This window comes from Pseudoxanthobacter sp., assembly GCF_036822375.1.
Taxonomy (GTDB): domain Bacteria; phylum Pseudomonadota; class Alphaproteobacteria; order Rhizobiales; family Segnochrobactraceae; genus Pseudoxanthobacter.
Genome location: NZ_DAISHT010000114.1, coordinates 1 through 7,808 on the forward strand (window position 1 = coordinate 1; position 7,808 = coordinate 7,808).

At 69.7% G+C, this 7,808-nt stretch carries 7 protein-coding genes; 1 reads left to right on the forward strand and 6 read right to left on the reverse strand.

The window, feature by feature from the left end; all coding sequences use genetic code 11:
- On the forward strand, nucleotides 1–1,354 hold a 1,354-nt coding region (locus V7067_RS11385; protein WP_334176024.1), incomplete at its 5' end, for an esterase-like activity of phytase family protein.
- 111 nt (nucleotides 1,355–1,465) lie between these two features.
- Here V7067_RS11385 and V7067_RS11390 read toward each other — a convergent pair.
- The 6 genes from V7067_RS11390 to V7067_RS11415 all read right to left on the reverse strand — a co-directional run bounded on the left by V7067_RS11390 (nucleotide 1,466) and on the right by V7067_RS11415 (nucleotide 7,682).
- Nucleotides 1,466–1,792, reverse strand: a complete 327-nt coding sequence (locus V7067_RS11390) for a multidrug efflux SMR transporter (RefSeq protein ID WP_334176025.1) — start codon at nucleotides 1,790–1,792, stop codon at nucleotides 1,466–1,468.
- Nucleotides 1,793–1,945: 153 nt separating this feature from the next.
- Nucleotides 1,946–2,398: a DUF488 domain-containing protein gene (locus tag V7067_RS11395; protein WP_334176026.1), complete on the reverse strand. Its 453-nt coding sequence runs from the start codon at nucleotides 2,396–2,398 to the stop codon at nucleotides 1,946–1,948.
- A gap of 21 nt (nucleotides 2,399–2,419) precedes the next feature.
- Nucleotides 2,420–3,955, reverse strand: a complete 1,536-nt coding sequence (locus tag V7067_RS11400) for a 5'-nucleotidase C-terminal domain-containing protein (protein ID WP_334176027.1) — start codon at nucleotides 3,953–3,955, stop codon at nucleotides 2,420–2,422.
- A gap of 105 nt (nucleotides 3,956–4,060) precedes the next feature.
- Nucleotides 4,061–4,834, reverse strand: a complete 774-nt coding sequence (locus V7067_RS11405; protein WP_334176028.1) for an SDR family NAD(P)-dependent oxidoreductase — start codon at nucleotides 4,832–4,834, stop codon at nucleotides 4,061–4,063.
- A gap of 7 nt (nucleotides 4,835–4,841) precedes the next feature.
- Nucleotides 4,842–6,374, reverse strand: coding sequence for an amidophosphoribosyltransferase (gene purF / locus V7067_RS11410; protein WP_334176029.1), 1,533 nt, complete (start codon nucleotides 6,372–6,374; stop codon nucleotides 4,842–4,844).
- Between the two features lie 597 nt (nucleotides 6,375–6,971).
- Nucleotides 6,972–7,682, reverse strand: coding sequence for a CvpA family protein (locus tag V7067_RS11415; protein WP_334176030.1), 711 nt, complete (start codon nucleotides 7,680–7,682; stop codon nucleotides 6,972–6,974).
- Between the last annotated feature and the right edge of the window lie 126 nt (nucleotides 7,683–7,808).

Below are 7,808 nucleotides of genomic sequence, written 5' to 3' on the forward strand. Positions count from 1 at the left end.
CCGCTTCGCCACCGCCAACGAGGGCGACTGGAAGGGCGGCAGCCGCGGCTTCACCATCTTCAGTGCTGACGGCAAGGTGCTGTTCGACAGCGGCAACGCGCTGGATCATCTCGCCATGCGCCTCGGCCACTATCCGGAAAAGCGCTCTGCCGCCAAGGGCAGCGAGCCGGAAGGCATCGAGGTCGGCACCTTCGGCGAGCGCCGGGTGCTGTTCGTGGGCACCGAGCGCGCCTCGCTGGTGGCCGTCTATGTCGACGAAGGCGAAGGCCGGGCGCCGCGCTTCGTGCAGGCGCTGCCGGGCGGTGTGGCCCCCGAAGGGCTGCTGGCCATTCCGGAGCGCCGGCTGTTCGTTACCGCCAGCGAGAAGGATCTGCGCGAAGACGGCGGCATCGGCTCGGTCGTGACCATCTATCAGGAGCAGGAGGCCCCGGCCGCCTATCCGACGCTGCAGAGCGCCGCTGACGATGCCGGCCGTCCGATCCCGTGGGGGGCGATTTCCGGTGCGGTGGCCGATGCGACCGTGCCGGGCCGGCTCTATGCGGTCACCGACAGCGCCTATGCACAGGGCCGCATCCTGACCATCGATGCCACGAAGACCCCGGCCACGATCGTCGCCGCGCAGACGGTGACGGAGGGCGGCAAGCCGGCCAAAGGCCTCGATCTGGAAGGCATTGCGCTGCGCGACGGCGGCGGCTTCTGGCTGGTCTCCGAAGGTAACCCGGAAGGCAAGAAGGGCCCGAGCGAAAACCTGCTGATCGCCGTGGATGCCGGCGGCGCCATCGAGAAGACCGTTCGCCTGCCGGCCCCGGCGGCCGCCAGTGCCACGCGGTTCGGTTTTGAGGGCGTGACGGTGACCGGCAAGGGCGCCGGCGAGCGGGTATGGATTGCCCAGCAGCGCCCGTGGAAGGACGACGCGGCCAACACCACGAAGCTCTATGCCTACAGCCCGGCGACCGGCGCGTGGGGTGCGGTGCGCTATCCGCTGGAAAAGGCGGACAAGGGCTGGGTCGGCCTGTCGGAAATCACCGCGCTCGGCGACGAAGGCGTGGTGGTGATCGAGCGCGACAACGGCATCGGCCGCGACGCGAAGGTGAAGGCGCTGATGTTCGTGCCGGCCGCGGAGCTGAAGCCGGCGGCGCTGGGCGGCGATCTGCCGGTGGTGAAAAAGCAGCCGCTGCGCGACCTGCTGCCGGAACTGGCCGCGCCCAAAGGCTATGTGCAGGACAAGGTGGAGAGCTTTGCGGTGGATGCGCAGGGCAACGGCTTCGCCATCACCGACAATGACGGCGTGGACGATGCCTCCGGCGAAACGCTGTTCCTGCGCCTCGGCCCGGTCGCCGCGCCTAAGTCGTGACGCCCGCCTGCGTCGCGGCGCGCACGCGGCATGAGACTGCAGCATGAGGCTGCAGCATGAGAGTGACGAACGGCGCCCTCTGCGGGCGCCGTTCTGCCTGTCCGCCGGGCTTCAGCCGAGAATCTTGAGGCCGATGATGCCGCCCACGATCAGCGCCACGCAGATCAGGCGGCCCGGCGTGGTCGGCTCGCCGAACAGCACGATGCCGAGCGCCACCGTGCCCACCGTGCCGATACCGGTCCACACCGCATAGCCGGTGCCGACCGGCAGCGTCCGCAGCGCCAGCGCCAGCAGCCACACGCTGATGGCCATGGAAACGCCGGTGGCCAGCGAGGGCCACAGCTTCGTCATTCCCGCGCTGTACTTGAGGCCGATGGCCCATCCGGTCTCGAACAGACCGGCAATGACGAGATAGATCCACGCAGTCGCCGAACCCAAAGCTCACATCCCTCAACTCGCCCGGCCCGGCGGCCGGTGCGCTTCCCGCGCTGCTGCATGCTGTCCGGATCTGTGCCGGTCCGATCCCGGGCGGTGCCCGTCCCGAACGGCAAACCGGAGACCGGGCCGGACCGGTCGGATCGGATTTGCAAATCAGATCGGACTTGCAAAAAGGTGTTCGGTCTCCCGGTCCGGTTCCTCGCACAGGAGATCGGCGAGGATGCCGCGGTGGCAGTGCTCGGGGTGGCGCTCGTAGCACATCAGGCAGACCGGCCGGCCGGCCTCGCGCACGAGGCGCGAGAGATCGGCGAATTCCTTCACCGCCTCCGGGGTCTGCAGGTGCGCGTCATAGATGCGCTTCAGGTCGCCATAGCGGCCGGTGCGGGCGGCAAGGCGCCCTTCGGCCGGGGTGCCGAGCTTGCGCAGATGCACATAGCCGATGCCCTGTTCCGCCACGCCGGCGGCAATATGGCTCTTGGCGAAACCCGGCCGGCGCGAGGCGGCAACGGCGCGCACGTCCACCAGCAGGCCCACGCCGGCCGCGCGCAGGGTTTCCAGAACGGCGGGCTGTGTCACCTGCTCGTAACCGATGGTGAAAATGCGCATGATCGCTCCCCTCGCCCGGCCTCAGCGCACCACGATGCGGTTGCCGGCCACGGCCGTCACGCCGCCGTCGGCGGCAATGGCCTCCATCGCCAGATTGGCGATGCGCTGCCCGTCGGTCAGGCCGACGATCACCCGGCCCGCGGCCAGCATGGTGTAGCCGTCGCCGCCGCCCAGCATGTAATTGTTGCTGGCAACGGTGTAGGTCGCCGCCGGGTCCAGCGGCCGGCCGGCCACCTGCGCCGACAGGATGCGGTTGCCGGCCGGCCTTGCCGGATCGATGACGAGTTCAACGCCCGACACCTGCGGAAAGCGGCCCGAGGCATCGGGCAGCTTGCCGAGGCCGTGTTCCAGCGCCGCCAGCACCGTGCTGCCCTTCAGCGCAACCACCACCACCGTGTTACCGAACGGCAGTTCGGTCTGGATGTCGCGCCGCCGCAGCATGGTGCCCGGCGGATAGGTGGTATCGCCGCGGATGCCGCCGCCGTTGAGGATCGCCATATCCGCGCCGGCGGACTTCGCCACGATATCGGCGAACAGATCGCCGATCGCCGCCTCCTGCGTGCGCACGATGGCGGTGCGGCTGTCGAGTTCAATGGCGGTGCGGCCGATGTCGACGTCCAGCGCCTTCGAGAGTTCGCCCTCATAGGCGGCAACGACGGCCGCCACCTCCGGGTCGGGCGTCACGCCGGGCGAATCGTAAATGCGGAACACCGGCTTCCAGCTCACCGTGCGCCGGCCGTCGCGCTCGCTGACCTTCACGATGAAGTCGATGGCGGTGACGTAGTTGCCGTCCTCGCTCGATTCCACATGCAGCGAAACCCCGTCATAGCGGATCGCAAGGTCGTGGACGTGGCCGGTCAGCAGCACGTCGACGATCCGCTCGCTCAGAATGGCATCGTCGGTGCTGCGGTCGGCGTGGGCAACGCCGACGATCATGTCGGCCCCGGCCTTGCGCAGGGCGGCGGCCTCGGTGCGCAGCACGTCGAGCGAGGGCAGGAATGTCAGATCGCCGGGCTGCGACACCTCCGGCGTGCGGTCATAGGCAAGGCCCACGAAGCCGACGCGCACGCCGCCGAGATCGCGGATCCCGCTCGGCCGGATCTGCGGCAGCACCTGGCCCTGCGCATCGCGCAGGTTGGCGGCGAAGACCGGAAACTGCACGTCCGACAGGCGCTCGAAGAACACCGCCTTGCCGAAATCGAATTCGTGGTTGCCGGGCACGAACACATCCGGCCGGATCATGTTGGTGAGGCGCACGATGTGGGCGCCCTTGTCGAAATTCGACATCAGCGACGGCGAGAACGTGTCGCCGCCGTGGGTGAACAGCACCGGCCCGCCACGGGCCCGCTCCGCCTTCACCACCGCCGCCAGCCGGGGAAAGCCGCCCCAGCCCCGGTCGTCGGCCATGCGATAGATATCGTTGACATGCACGAGGGTGAAGGTGGTGCCGGGCGGCGGCCCGTCTTCGGCAGCCCGCACCAGACCGGGCAGGAAGAGCGCACCGAGACCGGCTCCGAGGCCGAGGCTCAGCGCTTCGCGGCGGGTCAGTTTCGGCATTGCAGGGCTCGGCTGTGGCTCATCGGCAGACGCGCGAAGCCTAACCGCCGGCGACGGGGGCCGACAACGGCTTTGTCGCCGCCGGCCGCCCGCACAGGGGGAAAATCACGCCGGCGCGCGGAACGCCTGCAGCGTGCGGGTGGGAAAATCGTAGATGTGGCCGGTTTCGGTAAAATCCGGGCGCAGCAGCGCCAGCAGCGGCTCGACGAGGTCCTCCGGCGCCGGCAGCGTCAGCGGATCCTCGCCCGGCATCGCCGCGGCGCGCATCGCGGTGCGCGTGCCGCCGGGGTTGACGAGGTTCACCCGCACCGCGGTATGCGCGGTCTCGGCCGCCCACGCCCGGCCCAGCGCATCGAGCGCGGCCTTCGTCATCGCATAGCCGCCCCAGAACGGCCGCCCGCGCCAGGCCGCGCTGGACGACAGCAGAATGGCCCGGCCGGCCGGCGCGGCCCTGAGCAGCGGATCGAGCCGGTGCACGAGACGCTGATTGGCGATGAGGTTCACATGGAGCAGCGTGGCGAGGGCGTCCGGCTCCAGATCGCAGACCGGCGTCAGCGGGCCGAGGATGCCGGCGCTCGCCACGAAGCAGTCGAGCCGGCCCCAGCGCGTGCCGATGGCCTGCGCCAGCCGGCCAAGGCCGGCATCGTCGCGCAGGTCGAGCGGCACCAGCGTCGGCGGCTCGCCGCCGGCCGCGCGGATGGCATCGTCCAGCGCTTCCAGCGCCGCAATATCGCGGGCAACGGCCACCACATGGGCGCCGCGCCCGCCCAGCCCGCAGGCAAGCGCCCGGCCGATGCCCTGCGAGGCGCCGGTGACGAGGGCGACGCGGCCGGCAAAATCCCCGGCCGTGCCCGCCTGCGCTGCGTCGGTGCCGGCCATCGCGGCTTCAGCTCGCCCGCGCCAGCAGCGGCTTGCGGCCAAGCTCTTCCTGCCGGTCGGTCAGGCGGGTCGGATAATCGCCGGTGAAGCAGGCATCGCAGAACTGCGGCTCGCGGGCGTTGCGGCCGGCTTCGCCCACGGCCCGGTAAAGGCCGTCGATGGACAGGAAGGCGAGACTGTCGACCTTGATGAAGGCGGCAATCTCTTCCACCGACATGCGCGAGGCGATGAGCTTGCTCTTTTCCGGGGTATCGACGCCGTAGAAGCAGGAATCGGTGGTCGGCGGGCTGGCGATGCGCATGTGCACTTCCGTCGCCCCGGCGTCGCGCACCATCTCCACGATCTTGAGCGAGGTGGTGCCGCGCACGATGGAATCGTCGATCAGCACCACGCGCTTGCCTTCCAGCATGGCGCGGTTGGCGTTGTGCTTCAGCTTCACGCCCATGCGGCGGATGGAATCCGTCGGCTGGATGAAGGTGCGGCCAACATAGTGGTTGCGGATGATGCCGAGTTCAAACGGCAGGCTGGCCTCCTGCGCGTAGCCGATGGCGGCCGGGGTGCCGGAATCCGGCACCGGGACCACAAGATCGGCGGGGGCCGGGTTCTCGCGGGCCAGTTCGGCGCCGATGCGCTTGCGCACCGAATAGATGTTGCGCCCTTCCACGATGGAATCCGGCCGGGCGAAATAGACATATTCGAAGATGCAGAAGCGCGGCCGCGCGGGCTGGAACGGCCGCAGGCTTTCGATGCCGCCTTCGGTGATGACCACCAGTTCGCCGGGTTCGATATCGCGCACATAATGGGCGCCGATGATATCGAGGGCGCAGGTCTCGGAGGCCAGCACATAGGCGCCGTCGAGCTGGCCGAGCACCAGCGGGCGCACGCCGAGCGGATCGCGGCAGCCGATCATGCCGCCGCCCCACAGCGCCACGATGGCATAGGCCCCCTCGATCTGGCGCAGCGCATCCACCAGCCGGTCGATCAGCGGACCGCGATTGGAGGTGGCGATGAGGTGGATGATGGTCTCGGTATCGGACGTGGACTGGAAGATGGAGCCGCGGCCCTGCAGCGTGCGCTTCAGCACGCGGGCATTGGTGAGGTTGCCGTTGTGGGCCACCGCGAAGCCGCCACCCGCGAACTCCGCGAACATCGGCTGCACATTCTGCAGCACCGGCGCGCCGGTGGTGGAGTAGCGCGTGTGGCCGATGGCCGTGCGCCCCTTCAGCCGCTCGATGATCGAGGGATGGGTGAACACATCGCCGACGAGGCCGATATGGCGCTCCAGAAAGAAATCGCTGCCGTCGCTGGAAACGATGCCGGAGGCCTCCTGCCCGCGGTGCTGCAGGGCGTGCAGGCCAAGGGCGGTCAGCGCCGCCGCCTCTTCATGCCCGAACACACCGAACACGCCGCATTCCTCGTGCAGGTGATCGCCGTCGAAAGGGGTGCCCGGCGCGCCCGCGGCGGGGCCGTTCTGCGCCGTGTCATCGTGCGCGGTCATATCATCGTGCGCGGTGTTGTGGTGGTGAGTGTCCATCGTCATCCGTCGAACTGTCCCGCCGCCTGACCGGAGCGCTGCCCGCCCGGCCCGCCAGAGCCTCTCCCGGTCTCCGGCGCAGAAATCCGGCTCCGCCACTGGCTGGAAACCGGCACTCCCCTCGCGGGCCCGGAGGGGGCAGGCCCCCTCGCCGCGAAAGTCCGAAATCCCTCGCCCCGGTCGAGGCCGGATGCGATGCACCCATACGAACAACGCCCCGGTGCGCCAGCGGCGCGCCAGGGCTGTTCCCATGTCTGCGTGCGCGGGCGGCACCGTGATACCGCGCCGCCGATCTGCCGCGCCCCCTCCATATAGGCCGTTCCGCTCACTGCGGAAGGCCGGGGCCTGCGGAAAGCCCGCCATCCCGGTTTCGCCGGGCGGCCGGTCGTTCCGGCAACAGCGGCTCTGCTCTAGCCGGCAAAGCGCGCGGCGTCGATAGCCCTTGGGCCACACCCTGCCATGCGGGCCCTGCAAGGCGCGCGGCGATCATGCCACGGACCGGCCGCGGCCGCACGCCGGATGCGTCCGCGCCGGGACGGCGCGCGCCGTCGCCGCGCTTTGTCCGCCGGGCCGGATGGCCGCACCGGGCGGGCGACGGCCCTTTTACTGTGCCGGCTGGCCTTCTGCCGGCGCCGGCGTCGCCGGCTGCTGCTGCTGGCCGCCGCTCGACTGGATGAGCTGATCGAGGCTCTGGCGCGAGTTGTTGCCATAGGCCGGATCGGCCGGCGCGGCGGTGCCGCGGGTCTCTTCTCCGGTGGTCTCGCCTTCCGGCGCCCTGGCGGCCCCGGGCAGCACGTTGCCGAGCGTGCCCAGCCGCTCGCGCAGCATCTCATCCGGGTTGGAAGGCAGCAGCGCCAGCAGGCGGTTGCCCAGTTCGTCCAGCATCACCCTGGAGCGGGCGTCGGCCACCCACACCGGCTGCTTGGTAACCGGCACCAGCCAGTTGAAGAACAGCATCGCCACCACGACCAGAAGCAGGCCGCGCGCCGCGCCGAACACGAAGCCGAGACCGCGGTCGACCACGCCGACCCGGCTGTCGATGACGAAATCGGAGATCTTCATGGTGATCACGCTGACGACGATGAGCGTGACGAGGAAGATGCCCGCGATGGTCAGCGCCAGCGCCAGATGCGGGTTCTTCACATAAGTCTGCGTGATCGGCAGCAGATGGCCGTAGAACGCATAGGCCGCAACCGCTGCGGCCACCCACGAGGCGATGGAAAGCACCTCGCGCACGAACCCGCGCACCATGGCCAGCACGGCAGAGAGAAGTGTGACGACGAGGACGACCCCGTCGAGAGCTGTGATCGACATTGGTCGGATTCACCCCTCGCGCAGCGCTTTGCGCTGCCAGTTAGCGTGCGTGCAGCGCCCTGCGCTGCCGGTTAGCCTGCATGCAGCGCTTTGCGCTGCCGGTTTAGCGTGCGTGCAGCGCCCGGC

Bases quoted from the DNA above. Each gene is read 5' to 3' on its own strand.
- V7067_RS11405 (WP_334176028.1), bottom strand. From the start codon at position 4,834: ATGGCCGGCACCGACGCAGCGCAGGCGGGCACGGCCGGGGATTTTGCC.
- V7067_RS11415 (WP_334176030.1), bottom strand. From the start codon at position 7,682: ATGTCGATCACAGCTCTCGACGGGGTCGTCCTCGTCGTCACACTTCTC.
- purF (WP_334176029.1), bottom strand. From the start codon at position 6,374: ATGACGATGGACACTCACCACCACAACACCGCGCACGATGATATGACC.
- V7067_RS11395 (WP_334176026.1), bottom strand. From the start codon at position 2,398: ATGCGCATTTTCACCATCGGTTACGAGCAGGTGACACAGCCCGCCGTT.
- V7067_RS11400 (WP_334176027.1), bottom strand. From the start codon at position 3,955: ATGCCGAAACTGACCCGCCGCGAAGCGCTGAGCCTCGGCCTCGGAGCC.